At 62.4% G+C, this 16,567-nt stretch carries 20 protein-coding genes; 14 read left to right on the forward strand and 6 right to left on the reverse strand.

Going from position 1 to position 16,567, the window contains the following annotated elements:
- Positions 1 to 20 precede the first annotated feature (20 nt).
- The 4 genes from AC07Y2_RS02615 to pilG are packed head-to-tail and all read right to left on the reverse strand — an operon-like array spanning position 21 to position 3,475.
- On the reverse strand, positions 21 to 2,081 hold the full coding sequence (locus AC07Y2_RS02615) for a methyl-accepting chemotaxis protein (protein WP_103385350.1): 2,061 nt from the start codon (positions 2,079 to 2,081) through the stop codon (positions 21 to 23).
- Positions 2,082 to 2,094: 13 nt separating this feature from the next.
- A complete protein-coding gene (locus AC07Y2_RS02620) occupies positions 2,095 to 2,634 on the reverse strand; it encodes a chemotaxis protein CheW (RefSeq protein ID WP_039767942.1) in 540 nt (179 codons plus the stop codon).
- Between the two features lie 10 nt (positions 2,635 to 2,644).
- Complete coding sequence (pilH, locus tag AC07Y2_RS02625) at positions 2,645 to 3,010, reverse strand: twitching motility response regulator PilH (RefSeq protein ID WP_011336365.1); 366 nt, start codon at positions 3,008 to 3,010, stop codon at positions 2,645 to 2,647.
- A gap of 60 nt (positions 3,011 to 3,070) precedes the next feature.
- Positions 3,071 to 3,475 carry a twitching motility response regulator PilG gene (gene pilG, locus AC07Y2_RS02630; RefSeq protein ID WP_007953330.1) on the reverse strand — a complete coding sequence of 135 codons (405 nt, stop codon included), beginning with the start codon at positions 3,473 to 3,475 and terminating at the stop codon, positions 3,071 to 3,073.
- Positions 3,476 to 3,699: 224 nt separating this feature from the next.
- Between pilG and gshB the strand changes: the two genes are divergently transcribed.
- From gshB to AC07Y2_RS02665, 7 genes are all read left to right on the forward strand, one after another.
- Complete coding sequence (gene gshB, locus AC07Y2_RS02635; RefSeq protein WP_103385349.1) at positions 3,700 to 4,671, forward strand: glutathione synthase; 972 nt, start codon at positions 3,700 to 3,702, stop codon at positions 4,669 to 4,671.
- A gap of 106 nt (positions 4,672 to 4,777) precedes the next feature.
- Positions 4,778 to 5,677 carry an energy transducer TonB gene (locus AC07Y2_RS02640; protein WP_039767939.1) on the forward strand — a complete coding sequence of 300 codons (900 nt, stop codon included), beginning with the start codon at positions 4,778 to 4,780 and terminating at the stop codon, positions 5,675 to 5,677.
- Between the two features lie 59 nt (positions 5,678 to 5,736).
- Positions 5,737 to 6,309 carry a YqgE/AlgH family protein gene (locus AC07Y2_RS02645; protein WP_039767938.1) on the forward strand — a complete coding sequence of 191 codons (573 nt, stop codon included), beginning with the start codon at positions 5,737 to 5,739 and terminating at the stop codon, positions 6,307 to 6,309.
- Entirely contained in the window at positions 6,309 to 6,746 is a 438-nt protein-coding gene (gene ruvX, locus AC07Y2_RS02650) for a Holliday junction resolvase RuvX (protein WP_007953334.1), read from the forward strand. Before AC07Y2_RS02645 ends, ruvX begins: the two co-directional genes overlap by 1 nt.
- 81 nt (positions 6,747 to 6,827) lie before the next feature.
- Positions 6,828 to 7,331: a bifunctional pyr operon transcriptional regulator/uracil phosphoribosyltransferase PyrR gene (gene pyrR / locus AC07Y2_RS02655; protein WP_039767937.1), complete on the forward strand. Its 504-nt coding sequence runs from the start codon at positions 6,828 to 6,830 to the stop codon at positions 7,329 to 7,331.
- 27 nt (positions 7,332 to 7,358) lie between these two features.
- Positions 7,359 to 8,363 carry an aspartate carbamoyltransferase catalytic subunit gene (locus AC07Y2_RS02660; RefSeq protein WP_007913665.1) on the forward strand — a complete coding sequence of 335 codons (1,005 nt, stop codon included), beginning with the start codon at positions 7,359 to 7,361 and terminating at the stop codon, positions 8,361 to 8,363.
- Positions 8,360 to 9,631: a dihydroorotase gene (locus AC07Y2_RS02665; RefSeq protein ID WP_085646970.1), complete on the forward strand. Its 1,272-nt coding sequence runs from the start codon at positions 8,360 to 8,362 to the stop codon at positions 9,629 to 9,631. The genes AC07Y2_RS02660 and AC07Y2_RS02665 overlap by 4 nt, the downstream gene beginning before the upstream one ends.
- A 35-nt stretch (positions 9,632 to 9,666) precedes the next feature.
- Here AC07Y2_RS02665 and AC07Y2_RS02670 read toward each other — a convergent pair whose 3' ends face one another.
- Positions 9,667 to 10,101, reverse strand: a complete 435-nt coding sequence (locus AC07Y2_RS02670; protein WP_007953343.1) for an NINE protein — start codon at positions 10,099 to 10,101, stop codon at positions 9,667 to 9,669.
- Between the two features lie 249 nt (positions 10,102 to 10,350).
- Here AC07Y2_RS02670 and AC07Y2_RS02675 point away from each other — a divergent pair, with 249 nt between their 5' ends.
- On the forward strand, positions 10,351 to 10,968 hold the full coding sequence (locus AC07Y2_RS02675; RefSeq protein WP_039767935.1) for a C40 family peptidase: 618 nt from the start codon (positions 10,351 to 10,353) through the stop codon (positions 10,966 to 10,968).
- 125 nt (positions 10,969 to 11,093) lie between these two features.
- Here the strand turns inward: AC07Y2_RS02675 and AC07Y2_RS02680 are convergent, their stop codons facing one another.
- Positions 11,094 to 12,128 (reverse strand): type IV pilus twitching motility protein PilT, encoded by a 1,035-nt coding sequence (locus AC07Y2_RS02680; RefSeq protein ID WP_039767934.1) that lies wholly within the window; start codon positions 12,126 to 12,128, stop codon positions 11,094 to 11,096.
- Positions 12,129 to 12,184: 56 nt separating this feature from the next.
- On the opposite strand from AC07Y2_RS02680, the gene AC07Y2_RS02685 reads away from it, so the two are divergent.
- From AC07Y2_RS02685 to metW, 6 genes are all read left to right on the forward strand, one after another.
- Positions 12,185 to 12,871, forward strand: a complete 687-nt coding sequence (locus AC07Y2_RS02685; RefSeq protein WP_103385348.1) for a YggS family pyridoxal phosphate-dependent enzyme — start codon at positions 12,185 to 12,187, stop codon at positions 12,869 to 12,871.
- Between the two features lie 23 nt (positions 12,872 to 12,894).
- Positions 12,895 to 13,713 carry a pyrroline-5-carboxylate reductase gene (gene proC, locus AC07Y2_RS02690; RefSeq protein ID WP_103385347.1) on the forward strand — a complete coding sequence of 273 codons (819 nt, stop codon included), beginning with the start codon at positions 12,895 to 12,897 and terminating at the stop codon, positions 13,711 to 13,713.
- Between the two features lie 10 nt (positions 13,714 to 13,723).
- On the forward strand, positions 13,724 to 14,314 hold the full coding sequence (locus AC07Y2_RS02695; protein ID WP_011336374.1) for a YggT family protein: 591 nt from the start codon (positions 13,724 to 13,726) through the stop codon (positions 14,312 to 14,314).
- Positions 14,311 to 14,598 carry a DUF167 domain-containing protein gene (locus AC07Y2_RS02700; RefSeq protein WP_039767931.1) on the forward strand — a complete coding sequence of 96 codons (288 nt, stop codon included), beginning with the start codon at positions 14,311 to 14,313 and terminating at the stop codon, positions 14,596 to 14,598. The genes AC07Y2_RS02695 and AC07Y2_RS02700 overlap by 4 nt, the downstream gene beginning before the upstream one ends.
- Before the next feature lie 194 nt (positions 14,599 to 14,792).
- Positions 14,793 to 15,932, forward strand: coding sequence for a homoserine O-succinyltransferase MetX (metX, locus tag AC07Y2_RS02705; RefSeq protein WP_103385346.1), 1,140 nt, complete (start codon positions 14,793 to 14,795; stop codon positions 15,930 to 15,932).
- A gap of 7 nt (positions 15,933 to 15,939) precedes the next feature.
- Positions 15,940 to 16,560 (forward strand): methionine biosynthesis protein MetW, encoded by a 621-nt coding sequence (gene metW / locus AC07Y2_RS02710; protein ID WP_011336377.1) that lies wholly within the window; start codon positions 15,940 to 15,942, stop codon positions 16,558 to 16,560.
- Positions 16,561 to 16,567 lie beyond the last annotated feature (7 nt).

A 16,567-nucleotide genomic window follows, 5' to 3' on the forward strand; every position in this document is an offset into this window, starting at 1 on the left:
CATTGCCTCGCCCGCAGGCCTCACGCCTTGTCCGAGACGGGCGCTGGCGCCGCCGGCAAGGTGAACCCGGACACCGAGCGGCGCAACTGGCTGGCCATTTTCGCCAGGTTGCCGATGCTCTCGGCGGTGGCCGTGGAACCGGACGAGGTCTGCGAGGTGATCTGCTGGATCACGTTCATCGTCAGGGAAATCTGCCCGGCCGAAGACGTCTGCTGCTGCGCCGCGTTGGAAATGCTCTGGATCAGCGCCGCGAGGGTCTTGGACACGCCTTCGATTTCTTCCAGAGCCACACCGGCATCCTGCGCCAGCCGCGCGCCGCGCACCACTTCGGTGGTGGTCTGCTCCATGGAAATCACGGCTTCGTTGGTGTCGGTCTGGATCGCCCGCACCAGCGTCTCGATCTGCCGGGTCGCGGCGGACGAGCGCTCGGCCAGCCGCTGCACTTCGTCGGCCACCACGGCAAAACCGCGCCCGGCATCACCGGCCATCGACGCCTGAATCGCCGCGTTGAGGGCGAGGATGTTGGTCTGGTCGGCAATGTCATCGATCAGGCTGACGATGTCGCCGATTTCCTGGGACGACTCGCCCAGGCGCTTGATGCGCTTGGCGGTGTCCTGGATCTGTTCGCGGATGTTGTCCATGCCGTGGATGGTGTTGTGCACCACTTCGTTGCCCTTGTTGGCGATCTCCACCGAACGCTCGGCCACCGCCGAGGATTCGGCGGCGTTGGCCGATACCTGATCGATGGACTGGGCCATGTCGCTGATCGCGGTCGAGGCTTCGGAAATCTGCTGGGCCTGATGCTCCGAGGCCTGAGCCAGATGCATGGCGGTGGCCTGGGTTTCCTGCACCGCAGCGGCGACCTGGCCGGCGGTGAGGTTGATGGTGGCGACCAGATCGCGCAACTGGTCGACGGAATAGTTGATCGAATCGGCGATGGTCCCGGTGAAGTCTTCGGTCACCGAGGCGGTCACGGTCAGGTCGCCGTCGGCGAGGTCTTCGATCTCGTCGAGCAGGCGCATGATCGCGTTCTGGTTGCGTTCGTTCTTTTCTGCGGTCTCGCGCAACTGGCGGTTGGTTTCCCGGACCATGACCAGGCCGATCAGAATGATCGAGGCCAGCGCCAGCAGGCCCAGCACATAACCGCCGATGGTGTCGGTGCTGCGCCCGCCTGCCAGGTTTTCGAAACGGCTGGCCAGGTGCGAGGCTTCGTCGAGCAGGGTCTGCGACAGGCTGAAGATATTGGTGGCCGACTCACGGACCTTGAACAGCTCCGGCGAGGTTTCGAGGATTTCATCCACGGAACCCGAGACGAACTGGAACAGCTCGGAAATCTCGCTCAAGCGAGCGCGGGCATCGCGGTCTTCGACCTGGCTGACTTTCAGCGCCGGGTTGCCTTGCAACATGCCGTTGAGCACCTGGCCGAAGCGTGCGGCATCGCGACCGAACGCGTCGGCAGCCTGCTGGGAGTTTTCATCGCCCGAGAGTACGGTGTTCACCGCACCGAGAATCCGTTCGGCCAGCAGCGACTGACGCTGGGCCATCGCCACCTGCGCCGCCGGCGCACCCCGTTGCAGGAGGATTTCCACGACCTTCTCGTATTCGATCTGCAACTGCGGCACGGTTTCGGCCAGAGTCGCGGCCACTTGATGCAGGGACAGCACGGTCTGCTCGCTGGAGAGAATCGCGTCGGTGTTTTTCAGCAGGCGTTCCCAGTCCAGCTGCACGGCGCGCATTTCCGGGCGCACGACGGATGGCGCCGGCGGCAGGCCGGTGCTCGGGTCGCCCTTCTTGAGGTAACCCCAGCGTTGGGCAAAATCGTTGCGCGCATCGCTGAGCAGCTTGAACGCGGCGGCCTTGCCGGCGGCGGCTTCGGTGGCGTTCTTGGCGATCCGCTGCGACAGCACCCGCAGCTCGCCGGCGTGGCCGATGTACTGCTTGTCGTAGTTGGCCTGGGTGTTGAGGTAAGCGAAGTTGGCGAACAGCAGCATGATGAACACGATCAGCGCGATGAACAGCACGATGATCTGCGAGCGGCTGCGCGAGCCTTCTGCGGGCTTGCCTGTTTTTGCTTTGATCATCGGTCCTCGCCTGTTAAACCGCGACGTGCATGAAACTCGGTGACTGCGCCAGCGCAAACAGGCTGAACACCCGCCAGTTCTGCTCGCGCCGGAAATAACCCTTGATGAACTCGCCCTTGGAGCCTTGCCGCTTACTGATCGAGACGGATTCGAAACTGTCCTGCTCGAAGTGCTGCAGGCCGAAGACTTCATCGACCAGCAACCCGGCAAACACGTCCTGATGCTCTACCACCAATACCCGCCGCTGCTTGCGCATCGGTGACAGTTCATGGCCGAAAAAGCCGCACAGGTCCATGACCGGCAGCAGCCGTCCGCGCAGGTTGGCCACGCCCTTGACCCACGTTTTGACGCCCGGCAACTGCGTGACACGCAGTTCGGGCAGCACTTCGCTGACTTCGCCCATCGGCGTGACGTACCAGTGCTCGCCCAGACGAAAGCCGATGCCGCTCCAGCGATCCTGGCGCGCCGGTTGCGACGGCAGGTCCGCCGCCAGCAGGCGACAGCGCTGGTCGATCTGCCACAACAGTTCGAACGCGGTCAGCGATTCGCTCATGACGGCGCGATCAACCGGCCAGCACGTTGTTCAGGGTCTTGATCAGCGTGTCTTCGTCGACCGGTTTGGTCAGGTAGTCCCTGGCGCCCTGGCGGGTGCCCCAGACCTTGTCGGTCTCCTGATCCTTGGTGGTGATGATGATCACCGGGATGTGGCTGGTTTCCGCATCCTTGGTCAACTGGCGGGTAGCCTGAAAGCCGTTGAGGCCGGGCATGACGATGTCCATCAGCACCGCGTCGGGTTTTTCCTGGCGGGCCAGGGCCACGCCGTCGGCGCCGTTTTCGGCTTTGAGCACTTCGTGCCCGTGCTTTTCCAGCATGCCGGTGAGTTTGTACATTTCGGTCGGCGAGTCATCGACGATCAGGATACGTGCCATGGTCTTCCCCATTTTTCTTGTCGACACCGGGCCCGCTGGCCGAGCGTCTCTGTGCTTGTCTTACTGCGGCAAAGCGGCAGCGAAGCCCGGAACATGGGCCGAAATCGCGTCGAGCAGTTCTTCCTTGCTGAAAGGCTTGGTCAAAAATTGATCGGAACCGACAATCCGCCCCTTGGCCTTGTCGAACAGCCCGTCCCGGGACGACAGCATGATCACCGGCGTGCCCTTGAACGCATTGTTGTTCTTGATTAAAGCGCAGGTCTGATAACCATCCAGACGCGGCATCATGATGTCGACAAAGATGATCCCGGGATGGTGGTCGGCGATCTTCGCCAGGGCGTCAAAACCGTCGATCGCGGTGATGACTTCGCACCCTGCATTTTTCAACAGGGTCTCGGCGGTGCGACGAATCGTTTTCGAGTCGTCGATCACCATGACCTTCAAGGCGCTGGACTGCTGTTCCATAAGGGGGCTCTACCGTCGCCTTTGCGAATCAATTTGTCCGTTTTGCGATGACTGATGGCTGGAAACCCTTGATGCTCAAGGGCCAGCGCGGCTGGGAGCCTTTTTAGCACAGTCTCCAGACGCAATCTATCGACGGGTTTTTCCTTGACCGAAAACCCGCCCGGCGCCACTCTGGCGGCACTTTTTTCATACCGATCCGGTAGCCAATTTTCGAGGAAAACCCAATGAGCGTTCGCGTCGGGATTGTCATGGACCCAATCGCCAGCATTTCCTATAAAAAGGATAGCTCGCTGGCCATGCTGCTGGCGGCGCAGAAGCGCGGCTGGGAACTGTTCTATATGGAACAGAAAGACCTTTACCAGGGTGAAGGCCAGGCACGGGCGCGGATGAAGCCGCTGAAAGTCTTCGCCAACCCGGAAAAATGGTTCGAACTGGGCGCCGAACAGGATTCGCTGCTCAGCGACCTGAACGTGATCCTGATGCGCAAGGATCCGCCGTTCGACATGGAGTTCGTCTACTCCACCTACCTGCTGGAACAGGCCGAAGCCGCCGGGGTGCTGGTGGTCAACAAGCCGCAGAGCCTGCGCGACTGCAACGAAAAACTGTTCGCCACCCTGTTCCCGCAGTGCACGCCGCCGACCGTGGTCAGCCGTCGCGCCGACGTGCTGCGTGAATTCGCCGCCAAACATGGCGACGTGATCCTCAAGCCGCTGGACGGCATGGGCGGCACCTCGATTTTCCGTCACCGTGCCGGCGACCCGAACCTGTCGGTGATCCTGGAAACCCTGACCGCCCTCGGCGCCCAGCAGATCATGGGCCAGGCCTACCTGCCGGCGATCAAGGACGGCGACAAGCGCATCCTGATGATCGACGGCGAGCCGGTGGATTACTGCCTGGCGCGGATTCCGGCCCAAGGCGAAACCCGTGGCAACCTCGCGGCCGGCGGTCGTGGCGAAGCCCGTCCGCTGACCGACAAGGATCGCTGGATCGCGGCCCAGGTCGGCCCGACCTTGCGCGAAAAAGGCCTGCTGTTCGTCGGCCTGGACGTGATCGGCGAGCACCTGACCGAAATCAACGTCACCAGCCCGACCTGCATCCGCGAAATCGACAATGCCTTCGGCACCGACATCGGCGGGATGCTGATGGATGCGATCGAAGGCAAGCTGCAAGCGTCGAGCCGCAAGCCGCAAGCTTAAAGCCAGTGGTGTGCAGCTTGTCGCTTGAGACTTCAAGCTTGCAGCTAAAAACCAACATTGCGTTATCATGCCGAGCCCGTAAAAACGCGATGTTGGTTTTTCTCGAATGACACTTCCGTCCGATCTGCCCGCTGAACTCGCCCATAAAGGCGTGCGCCCGGTCGATCGCCTCGGATTTACCCTGTTTCTCGCGGCGCTGATCCATCTGGCGCTGTTGCTCGGCGTGGGTTTCACCATGGTCGAGCCCAAGCAGATCAGCAAAACCCTGGAAATCACCCTCGCTACCTTCAAGAGCGAAAAGAAGCCGGCGAAGGCTGATTTCCTCGCCCAGGAAAACCAGGAAGGCAGCGGCACCCTCGACAAGAAGGCGATCCCCAAGACCACCGAGGTCGCGCCGTTCCAGGCAAACGAAGTCAAGAAAGTCACCCCGCCACCGGCCGCCAAGCCGGAGGTGCAGGAAGCCGCACCGAAAGCGGCGGTGACCACCGTCGCGCCGAAACCGAAAAAGGCGCCGACCAAGAAAGAAGAAGCCAGGACCGAGACCAAACCGACGGTCGACGCCCCGACCTTCGACAGCTCGCAGCTCTCCAGCGACATCGCCAGCCTCGAAGCCGAACTGGCCAACGAACAACAGCTGTACGCCAAGCGTCCGCGCATCCACCGCCTCAGCGCCGCGTCGACCATGCGCGACAAGGGCGCCTGGTACAAGGACGAGTGGCGCAAGAAGGTCGAGCGCATCGGCAACCTCAATTACCCCGACGAAGCCCGGCGCAAGCAGATCTACGGCAATCTGCGCCTGATGGTGTCGATCAACCGCGATGGCTCGCTGTACGAAGTGCTGGTGCTGGAGTCTTCCGGCCAGCCGCTGCTGGATCAGGCAGCACAGCGCATCGTGCGCCTGGCGGCACCGTTTGCACCGTTTACCGGGGACCTGTCGGACATCGACCGGCTGGAAATCATCCGCACCTGGAAATTCGCCCGGGGTGACCGGCTGTCCAGTAACTGAGTCGATCTTTTGCCCGCTCCAGCTTGTCAGTTCGCCCCCCGAACGCCACACTAGCGCACATGAAAAACGTCAGCCCCAGCTACCTCAAGCATCACTTCCTGATCGCCATGCCACACATGGCCGACCCGAACTTTGCCCACACCTTGACCTACATCGTCGAGCACACGGCCAATGGCGCCATGGGGCTGGTGGTCAACCGACCGCAAGAGCTGAATCTGGCCGACATCCTCGAACAACTGCGCCCGGACATCGATCCGCCAGCGCTGTGCCAGCATGTGCCGATCTTCATCGGCGGCCCGGTGCAGACCGATCGCGGTTTTGTCCTGCACCCGGCGGGCAAGACGTTCCAGGCGACTGTCGAGCTGGAAGGCGATCTGGCCCTGTCCACCTCGCAGGACGTGCTGTTCGCCATCGCCGACGGCGTGGGCCCGGCCAAAAGCGTGATCACCCTCGGTTATGCCGGCTGGGAAGCCGGTCAGCTGGAGGCCGAGTTGGCCGACAATGCCTGGCTGACCTGCCCGTACGACGCCGACATCCTGTTCAACACCAGCAGTGAACTGCGCCTGGAAGCAGCGGCCAAGCACTTGGGGATCAACCTCAGCCTGTTGACCAGCCAGGCAGGACACGCCTGATGGCCCTGCGCCTGATCCTCGGCTTCGACTACGGCACCAAACAGATCGGCGTGGCGGTCGGCCAGGTGATTACCGGCCAGGCCCGCGAACTGTGCACCTTGAAGGCGCAAAACGGTGTGCCGGACTGGAATCAGGTCGAAGCCCTGATAAAGGAATGGAAACCCGACGCCGTGGTGGTCGGCCTGCCGCTGAACATGGACGGCACGCCCAGCGAAATGTGCGCCCGCGCCGAGAAATTCGCCCGCCGCCTCAATGGCCGCTTCAACCTGCCTTTCTATACCCACGATGAACGTCTGACCACCTTCGAAGCCAAGGGCGAGCGACTGGTGCGCGGCGGACAGAAAGGCAGCTACCGCGACAACCCGGTGGACGCCATCGCCGCCGCCCTGCTGCTGCAAGGCTGGCTCGACGAAAACACCGCACTATTTGAATCCTGACAAGCGCTACGGCGCTTTTCTTTTGGTTACAACCCGAGCCCCGGTTCGCGAGAACCGGCTCGACCCCGAGAAGGAGCAACCATGAGCCTGCCCAATCCCGCCGATCTGATCAGCCAGATGGCGACCCGCCTCAAGGCGCACCTTGCCCAGCGTGATATCAGCGAACCGCGTTACATCGGCATCCGCACCGGCGGCGTCTGGGTCGCCCAGGCCCTGCTCAAAGAGCTGGGCAGCGACGCGCCATTGGGCACGCTGGATGTTTCCTTCTATCGCGACGACTTCAGCCAGAACGGCCTGCACCCGCAGGTGCGCCCGTCCGCCCTGCCCTTCGAGATCGAAGGCCAGCATCTGGTGCTGATCGACGACGTACTGATGAGCGGCCGGACCATCCGCGCCGCCATGAACGAACTGTTCGACTACGGCCGCCCGGCCAGCGTGACGCTGGTCTGCCTGCTGGACCTGGACGCCGGCGAACTGCCGATCCGCCCGAACGTGGTCGGCGCGACCCTGTCGCTGGCCGCCCACGAGCGGGTCAAGCTGTCCGGGCCGGAGCTGGCCCTCGAACTGCAAGACCTTGCCCTTTAATCCGCCCTATTGAGAGTCCCCCTCGCGATGACGCCTCTAGATACCAAGCGCCCGCTGCAGCTCAATGATCAGGGCCAGCTGCGCCACTTCCTCTCGCTCGACGGCCTGCGCCGCGAGTTGCTGACGGAAATCCTCGACACCGCCGACTCGTTCCTCGAAGTCGGTGCCCGGGCCGTGAAAAAGGTTCCGTTGTTGCGCGGCAAGACCGTGTGCAACGTGTTCTTCGAAAACTCGACCCGCACCCGCACCACCTTCGAACTCGCGGCCCAGCGGCTGTCGGCGGACGTGATCACCCTGAACGTGTCGACCTCGTCGGCCAGCAAGGGCGAAACCCTGCTCGATACCCTGCGCAACCTTGAGGCCATGGCCGCCGACATGTTCGTCGTGCGCCACGGTGACTCCGGCGCTGCGCACTTCATCGCCGAACATGTCTGCCCGCAAGTGGCGATCATCAACGGCGGCGACGGCCGGCACGCCCACCCGACCCAGGGCATGCTCGACATGCTGACCATCCGCCGCCACAAGGGCGGCTTCGAGAACCTCTCGGTGGCCATCGTCGGCGACATCCTGCACTCGCGGGTGGCACGCTCGAACATGCTCGCCCTGAAGACTCTCGGCTGCCCGGACATCCGCGTGATCGCGCCGAAAACCCTGCTGCCGATCGGCATCGAGCAGTACGGCGTGAAGGTCTACACCGACATGACCGAAGGCCTGAAAGACGTCGACGTGGTGATCATGCTGCGTCTGCAGCGTGAGCGCATGACCGGCGGCCTGCTGCCGAGCGAAGGCGAGTTCTACCGCCTCTTCGGCCTGACCACCGCGCGCCTGGCCGGCGCCAAACCCGATTGCATCGTCATGCACCCGGGGCCGATCAACCGTGGCGTGGAGATCGAGTCGGCGGTGGCCGACGGCCCGCACTCGGTGATCCTCAATCAAGTCACCTACGGCATCGCAATCCGTATGGCCGTGCTGTCCATGGCCATGAGCGGGCAAACGGCGCAACGTCAATTCGAGCAGGAGAACGCCCAGTGAAGCTCAGCATTCTCGGCGCCCGCGTCATCGATCCAAGCAGCGGCCTGGATCAAATCACCGATATTCATGTTGAAGCCTGCAAGATCGTCGCCCTCGGCGCTGCACCGGCCGGTTTCACTGCCGTCGAAACCATCGATGCCCGAGGCCTTGTTGCCGCTCCAGGTCTCGTAGACCTCAACGTCGCCCTGCGCGAGCCGGGCTACAGTCGCAAAGGCACCATCGCCAGCGAAACCCGCGCTGCGGCGGCCGGTGGCGTAACCAGCCTGTGCTGCCCGCCGAAAACCAAACCGGTACTCGACACCTCCGCCGTGGCCGAACTGATCCTCGACCGCGCCCGCGAGGCCGGCAACACCAAGGTGTTCCCGATCGGCGCGCTGAGCAAAGGTCTGGATGGCGAACAGCTCGCAGAACTGGTTGCCCTGCGTGACGCCGGTTGCGTGGCGTTCGGCAACGGCCTGGAAAGCTTCCGCAACACCCGCACCCTGTGCCGGGCGCTGGATTACGCGGCGACCTTCGACCTGACGGTGATCTTCAACTCGCAGGATCACGACCTCGCCGACGGCGGCCTGGCCCACGAAGGTGCCACCGCCAGCTTCCTCGGCCTGCCAGGCATCCCGGAAACCGCTGAAACCGTGGCTTTGGCCCGGGATCTGCTGCTGGTCGAGCAGACCGGCGTGCGTGCGCACTTCAGCCAGCTGACCAGTGCTCGCGGCGTGGCCCTGATCGCTCAGGCCCAGGCCCGTGGTCTGAAAGTCACGGCGGATGTCGCCCTGTATCAGCTGATCCTGACGGACGAAGCGCTGATCGACTTCAGCAGCCTGTATCACGTGCAACCGCCGCTGCGCACCCGCGCCGACCGCGATGGTCTGCGTGAAGCGGTGAAGTCGGGCGTGGTCTCGGCCATTTCCAGCCATCACCAGCCCCATGAACGCGATGCCAAACTGGCACCGTTCGGCGCGACCGAACCGGGCATCAGCAGCGTCGAGCTGTTGCTGCCGCTGGCGATGACCCTGGTCGAGGATGGTCTGCTGGACCTGCCGACCCTGCTGGCCCGCCTGAGCGCCGGCCCGGCCGAGGCCCTGCGCCTGCCGGCGGGCAAACTGGCGGTGGGGGGTGCGGCGGATATCGTGCTGTTCGATCCGAAGGCCTCGACCGTTGCCGGCGAAACCTGGCTGTCGAAAGGCGAGAACTGCCCGTTCCTCGGCCATAGCCTGCCGGGTGTGGTGCGTTACACCTTGGTGGATGGCCGGATCAGTCACCAGGCGTAAAAAAATGGCGAGGGAGCCAGCTCCCTCGCCATCACTTACTGAAATGCGCCCCGCCCTTCGGCATTACGCACCGACACCTGATCGTTCAGCGTCCAGAAGTCATACAGCACCCCAAGAAAGAACAACCCGCCGGTCAGCAGGTACACCACCCCGCTGATCCACTTGCCCTGATACATCCGGTGCACGCCGAGCGCGCCGAGGAAGGTCAGCAGAATCCACGCCACGTTGTACTCGATAGGACCCGCGGCGAAACGCAGGTCGGCTTCGCGATCCATCGCCGGGATCAGGAACACGTCGATCAGCCAGCCGATCCCCAGCAACCCGAAAGTGAAAAACCAGATCGTGCCGGTCACCGGCTTGCCGTAATAGAAGCGGTGGGAGCCTGTGAAACCGAAAATCCACAACAGGTAACCGATCACCTTGCTGTGGGTGTCTTTTTCCTTCACACGGGGCAGTTGATAGCCGTTCATTAAGACCTCGATACACGCGATAGATAAATATTCTTTAATTCTTTGTGACTTTTTTACAGGTAGCCGACGTATGGCAAATGCTACCGTGTGTCCCGTCAAAGCCTTATAGCACCGGACTTCTGTCCGACAATTGCGTCTTTTTGCCGCTTATTTGGTTCCGTTGGCATCGGATTGAATCGACCAACGGCCTCGGAAGTGACAAAAAAGCTGTTATAAAGTTGCGCGCTAACACATCAAGAGCCCTGCCTAATGCGTCCATTTTTCAAGACATGGCTAACTATTTGCCTATTAATGCCACTGGCCGCCCACGCCACCAATCGTGAGCAACGTCTTCCCAACGTTAACGGTTTCACCCCTAAATCCCATGCCTCTGCTCCTTCGAACAAAGGCAAACAGGTCAAACACACCACGCTGAGCAGCACCGGCCGCAGCAAGCTGGTGCCACCGATGGCGACCAAGGAAAGCAGCAATGTCCTCAGTCGCGCGGTAAACGTCCTCGGTACGCCTTACCGTTGGGGCGGCAGCAGCCCGAGTAAAGGCTTCGACTGCAGCGGTCTGGTGAAATACGCGTTCAACGACGCCACGTTCGACCTGCCACGCACCTCGAACGCCATGGCCAGCGGTCACGGCGAGAAAGTCGAACGCAAGGACCTGAAGCCGGGCGACCTGATTTTCTTCAACATCAAGAGCCGTCGGGTCAATCACGTTGCCATCTACCTGGGCAACGACCGTTTCATCCATGCACCACGGCGCGGCAAAGCGGTGAGCATCGACACACTGAACAAGCCGTACTGGGAAAAGCATTACGTAGTGGCCAAACGCGTATTGCCGAAGGAACAGGGGCAAATGCGCGTCGTTCAGCGCTGAAGCTAGCTTGTCCGCACGCTCTGCGTCCGCTTTGGGACGCGGAGCGTCCCGGGCTGCATTCCCACGCAGAGCGTGGGAACGATCAGAACGAAAAATCGCAGCCCACGGGCTGCGATTTTTTTTGCCTAGAAGTTATCTGGCGTGCGCGCTTTCTCCCGCGCATGTTCGCGGCTGATCAAGCCCTTGGTCACTAGATCCTTCAGGCACATGTCGAGTGTCTGCATTCCCAGCGAGCCACCGGTCTGTATCGCCGAATACATCTGCGCCACCTTGTCCTCGCGGATCAGGTTACGGATCGCCGACGTACCCAGCATGATCTCGTGCGCCGCCACCCGACCGCCACCGATCTTCTTGATCAGCGTCTGCGAGACTACCGCCAGCAACGACTCCGACAGCATCGAGCGCACCATGGATTTTTCGTCCCCGGGGAACACATCCACCACCCGGTCGATGGTCTTGGCTGCCGACGTGGTGTGCAAGGTACCGAACACCAGGTGCCCGGTCTCGGCCGCGGTAAGCGCCAAGCGGATGGTTTCCAGATCGCGCATCTCGCCCACCAGGATCACGTCCGGATCCTCACGCAGCGCTGAGCGCAATGCGGTGGCGAAACTGCGGGTATCGCGATGGACTTCGCGCTGATTGATCAGGCATTTGCGCGATTCGTGAACGAATTCGATCGGATCTTCGATGGTCAGGATGTGGTGATGACGATGGGTGTTGAGGTAATCGATCATAGCCGCCAGGGTCGTGGACTTGCCGGAGCCGGTCGGTCCGGTCACCAGCACCAGCCCGCGCGGCGCATCGGTGATCTTGCGAAAGACGTCGCCCATGGCCAGGTCTTCCATGGTCAGCACTTTTGACGGGATGGTCCGGAAAACCGCCCCGGCGCCCCGGTTCTGGTTGAAGGCATTGACCCGGAAGCGCGCCACGCCGGGGACTTCGAAGGAAAAGTCGGTTTCCAGATGTTTCTCGAAGTCCACCCGCTGGGTGTCGTTCATGATGTCGTAGATCAGCTCGTGCACCTGCTTGTGATCCAGCGCCGGCAGATTGATCCGCCGTACATCGCCATCCACGCGAATCATCGGCGGCAGACCGGCCGACAGGTGCAGGTCGGAAGCGCCCTGTTTGGCGCTGAAGGCCAGCAGTTCAGTGATATCCATAGCGTCCCTCAATTCCAGTAGAATGCCGCGAACCTTCAGACCGCTGGCGCCTCTTGATGTCCACGATAGCAGACAACATTCTCCAGGTTAGTTCGCGTATTCATGCCGCCACCGCTGCCGCCGGACGCGATGAAAACAGCGTCCAGCTGCTGGCCGTGAGCAAGACCAAACCGGCCGAAGCCCTGCGCGAAGCGCACGCCGCCGGCCTGCGCGACTTCGGCGAGAACTACCTGCAAGAGGCCTTGGGCAAGCAGCTCGAACTGGCCGACCTGCCCTTGATCTGGCACTTCATCGGCCCCATTCAGTCGAACAAGACCCGCTCGATTGCCGAGCATTTCGCCTGGGTGCACTCCGTGGATCGCTTGAAAATCGCCCAACGCCTGTCCGAACAACGCCCGGCGGATCTGCCGCCACTGAACATCTGCATTCAGGTCAACGTCAGCGGTGAAGCCAGCAAGTCCGGCTGCACCCCGCAAGACCTGCCAGCCCTGGCCCAGGCCATCAGCGCCCTGCCGCGCCTGAAGCTGCGCGGGTTGATGGCAATTCCCGAGCCGACCGAAGATCGCGCCGAGCAAGACGCTGCATTCGCTGCCGTTCAGAGATTGCAGGCCAGCCTCGATCTGCCGCTCGACACACTTTCCATGGGCATGAGCCACGACCTCGAGTCGGCCATTGCCCAGGGCGCGACCTGGGTCCGTATCGGTACGGCCCTGTTCGGCGCCCGCGACTATTCCCAATCTTGACCATTTCCAGATAAGGACCTGACATGAGCAACACACGTATTGCCTTTATCGGTGCCGGCAACATGGCCGCCAGCCTGATCGGCGGCCTGCGGGCCAAGGGTCTGGAAGCTGCACACATTCGCGCCAGCGATCCGGGCGAAGAAACCCGCGCCAAAGTCAGCGCCGAACACGGCATCGAAACCTTCGCCGACAACGCCCAGGCCATCGACGGCGCTGACGTTGTCGTGCTGGCGGTCAAGCCACAAGCCATGAAGCTTGTGTGCGAAGCGATTCGCCCGAGCCTGAAACCGAATCAACTGGTGGTCTCGATCGCCGCCGGCATCACCTGCGCCAGCATGACGGCCTGGCTGGGTGAGCAGCCGATCGTGCGCTGCATGCCGAACACCCCGGCACTGCTGCGTCAGGGCGTGAGCGGCCTGTACGCCACCGGCGCAGTGAGCACCGAACAACGCCAACAGGCTGAAGAACTGCTGTCCGCCGTGGGCATCGCCCTGTGGCTGAACGAAGAGCAGCAACTGGACGCGGTCACCGCCGTTTCCGGTTCCGGCCCGGCGTACTTCTTCCTGCTGATCGAAGCCATGACCGCCGCCGGCGTCAAACTCGGCCTGCCGAAGGAAACCGCCGAGCAACTGACCTTGCAGACCGCGCTGGGCGCCGCGCACATGGCGGTGTCCAGCGACGTCGACGCCGCCGAACTGCGCCGCCGCGTGACCTCGCCGGCCGGCACCACGGAAGCTGCAATCAAATCGTTCCAGGCCGGCGGCTTCGAAGCCCTGGTGGAAAAAGCACTCGGCGCCGCCGCGCACCGCTCGGCCGAAATGGCCGAACAACTGGGCAAATAAGGAGCCTTACATGATTGGATTGAATACCGCAGCGGTCTACGTGCTGCAAACCCTCGGCAGCCTGTACCTGCTGATCGTGCTGCTGCGCTTCGTCCTGCAACTGGTGCGGGCGAACTTCTACAACCCGCTGTGCCAGTTCGTGGTCAAGGCCACTCAGCCGCTGCTCAAGCCACTGCGCCGGATCATCCCGAGCCTGTTCGGCCTCGACATGTCGTCGCTGGTACTGGCGATCCTCGTGCAACTGGCGCTGATGGCGCTGACCCTGCTGCTGACCTACGGCACCACCGGCAACCCGCTGCAACTGCTGATCTGGTCCCTGATCGGCGTGACGGCGCTGTTCCTGAAGATTTTCTTCTGGGCCATGATCATCAGCATCATCCTGTCCTGGGTCGCACCGGGCAGCCACAATCCGGGCGCCGAGCTGGTGAACCAGATCTGTGAGCCGGCCCTTGCGCCGTTCCGCCGCATCCTGCCGAACCTCGGCGGTCTGGACCTGTCGCCGATCTTCGCCTTCCTCGTGCTGAAGCTGATCGACATGCTGGTGATCAACAACCTCGCGGCGATGACGATGATGCCGGAAATCCTGCGCCTGCTGATGTGAGCTGGTTTCGCTGGGACGGTGACGACCTGATTCTGGAGTGTCACCTGCAACCGGCCGCCCGCAGCGACGACTTCTGCGGGCTGCACGGTGATCGCCTGAAGATCCGCCTGACCGCGCCGCCGGTCGAGGGCAAGGCCAATGCCTATCTGATGGGGTTTCTGGCCAAGGCCTTTGGGGTCTCCAAAAGCCAGGTCAGTTTGCTCAGCGGTGAGTTGAACCGGCAGAAGCGGGTGAAGATCTGCTCGCCGAAGAAGTTGCCGGATCTGCCCGGACTAGTCAGCTGATCGTTCCCACGTCGAGGCGTCGAACCGTCCGCGTGGGAATGCATCCCGGGACGCTCCGCGTCCCCCGCCGAAGCGGACGCGGAGCGTCCAATGAGGCGTTCCCACGCGGAGCGTGGGAACGAGCGCAGGTAGTTGCTTGCCGCTAACCCCACCGGTCTTTAGACTTACGCCTCATTTCAACGAGAGCAGGGTCGATGCCAGCTGCCTTTCCCCCCGATTCTGTTGGTCTGGTGACGCCGCAAACGGCGCACTTCAGCGAACCGCTGGCCCTGGCCTGCGGCCGTTCGCTGGCCGATTATGACCTGATCTACGAAACCTACGGCACGCTGAACGCGCAAGCGAGCAATGCCGTACTGATCTGCCACGCCTTGTCCGGCCACCACCACGCTGCGGGTTACCACAGCATCGACGACCGCAAGCCCGGTTGGTGGGACAGCTGCATCGGCCCCGGCAAACCGATCGACACCAACAAATTCTTCGTGGTCAGCCTGAACAACCTCGGCGGTTGCAACGGTTCCACCGGCCCGAGCAGCCTCAACCCGGAAACCGGCAAGCCGTTCGGCGCCGACTTCCCGGTGCTGACCGTGGAAGACTGGGTGCACAGCCAGGCACGTCTGGCCGACCTGCTCGGCATCGGCCAATGGGCCGCGGTGATCGGTGGCAGCCTCGGCGGCATGCAGGCGCTGCAATGGACCATCACGTATCCGGATCGCGTTCGCCACTGCCTGGCCATCGCCTCGGCCCCCAAGCTGTCGGCGCAGAACATCGCCTTCAACGAAGTGGCGCGCCAGGCGATCCTCACCGACCCGGAGTTCCACGGCGGCTCGTTCCAGGAACACGGCGTGATCCCCAAGCGCGGCCTGATGCTGGCGCGGATGGTCGGACACATCACGTATCTGTCCGACGACTCCATGGGCGAGAAATTCGGCCGTGGCCTGAAGAGCGAAAAGCTCAACTACGACTTCCACAGCGTCGAGTTCCAGGTCGAAAGCTACCTGCGCTATCAGGGCGAAGAGTTCTCCGGGCGCTTCGATGCCAACACCTATCTGTTGATGACCAAGGCGCTGGACTACTTCGATCCGGCGGCGAACTTCAACGATAACCTGGCGAAAACCTTCGAAGGTGCAAAAGCCAAGTTCTGCGTGATGTCGTTCACCACCGACTGGCGCTTCTCCCCGGCCCGCTCGCGGGAACTGGTGGATGCGCTAATGGCCGCGCGCAAGGACGTCAGTTACCTGGAAATCGACGCACCCCAGGGCCACGACGCCTTCCTGATTCCGATCCCGCGTTATTTGCAGGCGTTCGGCAATTACATGAACCGCATTACGTTGTGAGAAAGCCATGAGAGCTGATCTGGAAATCATCCAGGAATGGATCCCCGCCGGCAGCCGCGTGCTCGACCTCGGTTGCGGTGACGGCGAGTTGCTGACCTGGCTGCGCGACCACAAGCAGGTCACCGGCTATGGCCTGGAAAACGACCCGGACAACATCGCCGAGTGCGTGGCCAAGGGCATCAACGTCATCGAGCAGGACCTGGACAAGGGCCTGGGCAACTTCGCCAGCAACAGCTTCGACATCGTGGTGATGACCCAGGCCCTGCAAGCCGTGCATTACCCGGACAAGATCCTCGACGAAATGCTGCGGGTCGGTCGCCAGTGCATCATCACCTTCCCCAACTTCGGTCACTGGCGCTGCCGCTGGTACCTGGCGAGCAAGGGCCGGATGCCGGTGTCGGAATTCCTGCCGTACACCTGGTACAACACGCCGAACATCCACTTCTGCACCTTCGAAGACTTTGAAGAACTTTGTCGCGAACGTGAGGCGAAGGTCATTGATCGGCTTGCCGTGGATCAACAGCACCGCCACGGGTGGGCCAGTAAGCTATGGCCTAATCTGTTAGGTGAGATCGGTATCTACCGCGTCAGCAGCCCGGGGCTTGCGGATCACAGGATCGCGGTCTGAACCACGA

This window comes from Pseudomonas sp. GW456-12-1-14-TSB6, from assembly GCF_059424205.1.

Coding starts and splice junctions, on each gene's coding strand:
- AC07Y2_RS02615 (WP_103385350.1), bottom strand. CDS start 2,081: ATGATCAAAGCAAAAACAGGCAAGCCCGCAGAAGGCTCGCGCAGCCGC.
- AC07Y2_RS02620 (WP_039767942.1), bottom strand. CDS start 2,634: ATGAGCGAATCGCTGACCGCGTTCGAACTGTTGTGGCAGATCGACCAG.
- pilH (WP_011336365.1), bottom strand. CDS start 3,010: ATGGCACGTATCCTGATCGTCGATGACTCGCCGACCGAAATGTACAAA.
- pilG (WP_007953330.1), bottom strand. CDS start 3,475: ATGGAACAGCAGTCCAGCGCCTTGAAGGTCATGGTGATCGACGACTCG.
- gshB (WP_103385349.1), top strand. CDS start 3,700: ATGAGCGTTCGCGTCGGGATTGTCATGGACCCAATCGCCAGCATTTCC.
- AC07Y2_RS02640 (WP_039767939.1), top strand. CDS start 4,778: ATGACACTTCCGTCCGATCTGCCCGCTGAACTCGCCCATAAAGGCGTG.
- AC07Y2_RS02645 (WP_039767938.1), top strand. CDS start 5,737: ATGAAAAACGTCAGCCCCAGCTACCTCAAGCATCACTTCCTGATCGCC.
- ruvX (WP_007953334.1), top strand. CDS start 6,309: ATGGCCCTGCGCCTGATCCTCGGCTTCGACTACGGCACCAAACAGATC.
- pyrR (WP_039767937.1), top strand. CDS start 6,828: ATGAGCCTGCCCAATCCCGCCGATCTGATCAGCCAGATGGCGACCCGC.
- AC07Y2_RS02660 (WP_007913665.1), top strand. CDS start 7,359: ATGACGCCTCTAGATACCAAGCGCCCGCTGCAGCTCAATGATCAGGGC.
- AC07Y2_RS02670 (WP_007953343.1), bottom strand. CDS start 10,101: ATGAACGGCTATCAACTGCCCCGTGTGAAGGAAAAAGACACCCACAGC.
- AC07Y2_RS02675 (WP_039767935.1), top strand. CDS start 10,351: ATGCGTCCATTTTTCAAGACATGGCTAACTATTTGCCTATTAATGCCA.
- AC07Y2_RS02680 (WP_039767934.1), bottom strand. CDS start 12,128: ATGGATATCACTGAACTGCTGGCCTTCAGCGCCAAACAGGGCGCTTCC.
- AC07Y2_RS02685 (WP_103385348.1), top strand. CDS start 12,185: ATGTCCACGATAGCAGACAACATTCTCCAGGTTAGTTCGCGTATTCAT.
- proC (WP_103385347.1), top strand. CDS start 12,895: ATGAGCAACACACGTATTGCCTTTATCGGTGCCGGCAACATGGCCGCC.
- AC07Y2_RS02695 (WP_011336374.1), top strand. CDS start 13,724: ATGATTGGATTGAATACCGCAGCGGTCTACGTGCTGCAAACCCTCGGC.
- metX (WP_103385346.1), top strand. CDS start 14,793: ATGCCAGCTGCCTTTCCCCCCGATTCTGTTGGTCTGGTGACGCCGCAA.
- metW (WP_011336377.1), top strand. CDS start 15,940: ATGAGAGCTGATCTGGAAATCATCCAGGAATGGATCCCCGCCGGCAGC.